The sequence below is a fragment of the Massilia genomosp. 1 genome (assembly GCF_011682185.1).
Taxonomy (GTDB): domain Bacteria; phylum Pseudomonadota; class Gammaproteobacteria; order Burkholderiales; family Burkholderiaceae_D; genus Telluria_A; species Telluria_A rubra.
Map to the genome: position 1 here is coordinate 1 of NZ_WHJF01000246.1, position 1,954 is coordinate 1,954.

A 1,954-nucleotide genomic window follows, 5' to 3' on the forward strand; every position below is an offset into this window, starting at 1 on the left:
AAAATGAGATTAGCCATGATTCCGCCGCCGTAACCGATCAGATTTCCTCCGATATCACGAAAAAGCGATGAAAAATCGTGCTCTCCTGATGTCGGCCAGTTCAGAAAAATCGTTTTGCAATTGGCTCGTATAGTCCGAGGCGCCCACTCAGGCCCATGCAGGGCCTCGACGCGTCAAGCGTCAGCGCTTGCGTACGCTCCACCCGCTTCGGATCCCTCTTGAGATCTTCTTTCAGTTGGTAGACCAATTTCATTGGCACGCCGGCCTCATCCATCTTTGAAGACGTAGTGCGGTTCCATCCAGATGATCATGCCGGCGTTACCAGCACGGTCCGGAGCACTAGGCAAGCTCTGGCGCACCGATTATTGCGAAGCAATGGGCTCCAGCGACACCGCCATCTCCAGAATTTCCTTCGCATAATCAGATGCGCCGTCCGGGTCGCGCGGTCCCTTCTGCTTCAGATGAATCAATATAAAATCGACCTGGCATCCCATCCGGAACAGCGCGCGATCGGCCTCGTCATTCGCATATAGCGGGAGTCCGATGTAGAAATTGCTCGCTGTTGTTACATCAATTAACTGCACCGGCGTTTCATTGCCATCCACTTGGCCAAGGTACATGCTGGTGATCACGCCTGATACCAATTGCCGGCGAATTTTTCCGGCTTGCAGGTAGTGCCACCATTCATTCGTACCGTACAAGCCGTGGTACGTATGCAGGCCCTCGTCGGGCCTCTCCTGATCCAAACTCAGTGCTTGCTTGCGTTTCAACTCCTCAGGATACAGCCGGTGATGTGCAGACAGCTTGAATACCCGCTTCATCGGCACCTCGCCATCCAAGGCCAAGAAGGTAGCCGTGCTATCCCTGGACGATGCAGGCACAGGCAATCGCGCTGTGGCTTGCGCAGTCATATATTCCCGGTTCCGCTCGACGGGATCAAGCGACACGGCGACCTCCACTACGCTGGTTGAGTAGGCAATACTGCCGCCAGGGGGCTGGAACTTCAACTCGTTATACGCATACAGGGCGTCGACGCGGCTGCCGATCTGAAACAAGCCTGCATCCGCTTGATCAAGTACATGGACCTCCATATAATCGACTTCCTCATGCGGTGTGACCACCGACACGGCGTATACCTCGGTCTCGTCCTCACGACTGATAAACAAGCCGGTAATTTCGCCGGATATGATTTGCTGTTTGATCGTACCGTTGCGCAGGTTAGCCCACCACTCTGGTGACCCGTACAGGCCGAACCGGCTACTGAGTCCCATGCTCGGCCTTGAGGCATCCAGTGACAGCGCCTGCGTCTGTTTTACCCGGGTCGGATCCCGCTTATGGTCTTCTTCCAGCTGATAAACCAATTTCATAGGCACCGCCGCTTCATCTAATTGCAAAAACATAATTAATCCTCGTGCATCTTAAATTTATGCGCATTAGCTTTGTGGATAAGGCCGTCGAAATTCAATGGAGTTGGCTCATGCTGAACAATATTTTCACTAAAAATCTTGACTGCCTTGCCATTTTGGCTACCGAGTGCCGTTGTCACTTGATACTGCTCGAATTTAATACGGGCATGATTCTCTCCCCACTTTGCTTTCCCGGAAGGCGTCATAGGCAGCTTCGAAAACAACTGTTTAGTTCCAGCCTCAGAAGCAATGCCGATGTCCAGAAGTTTTTCCATGGTACCTGGCTTCAACGCAAATTTGACCAAAACCTCTTCAGCTTCGTTCACTGCATACTTACTTGCATACCATATAGCTGGAGAGGTAGACGTCTCTCCTGTCGCATGTAAGACGCCAGTCTCCATGAATTTTTCATAATGAATTTTGTAACTGTTTAGCCCTGACCGTTGTAAACGCGCAATTGTAAACATTCCGATATCCGGGCATGATGCCGGTCATGGTAAAACTTGCCCCTCTTCCCGACCTCTCGACTCTCTCGCATCCCGAAAAAG

2 protein-coding genes are annotated in these 1,954 nt (G+C 51.8%); both read right to left on the reverse strand.

Annotated features, from left to right (window positions below; all coding sequences use genetic code 11):
- Positions 1-362: 362 nt before the first annotated feature.
- Positions 363-1,400: a hypothetical protein gene (locus F1735_RS33265; RefSeq protein WP_167241240.1), complete on the reverse strand. Its 1,038-nt coding sequence runs from the start codon at positions 1,398-1,400 to the stop codon at positions 363-365.
- 2 nt (positions 1,401-1,402) lie between these two features.
- Positions 1,403-1,873, reverse strand: coding sequence for a hypothetical protein (locus tag F1735_RS33270; protein WP_167241242.1), 471 nt, complete (start codon positions 1,871-1,873; stop codon positions 1,403-1,405).
- Between the last annotated feature and the right edge of the window lie 81 nt (positions 1,874-1,954).

Excerpts from the sequence above, each read along its gene's own strand:
- F1735_RS33265 (WP_167241240.1), bottom strand. The coding sequence starts at position 1,400 with ATGTTTTTGCAATTAGATGAAGCGGCGGTGCCTATGAAATTGGTTTAT.
- F1735_RS33270 (WP_167241242.1), bottom strand. The coding sequence starts at position 1,873 with ATGTTTACAATTGCGCGTTTACAACGGTCAGGGCTAAACAGTTACAAA.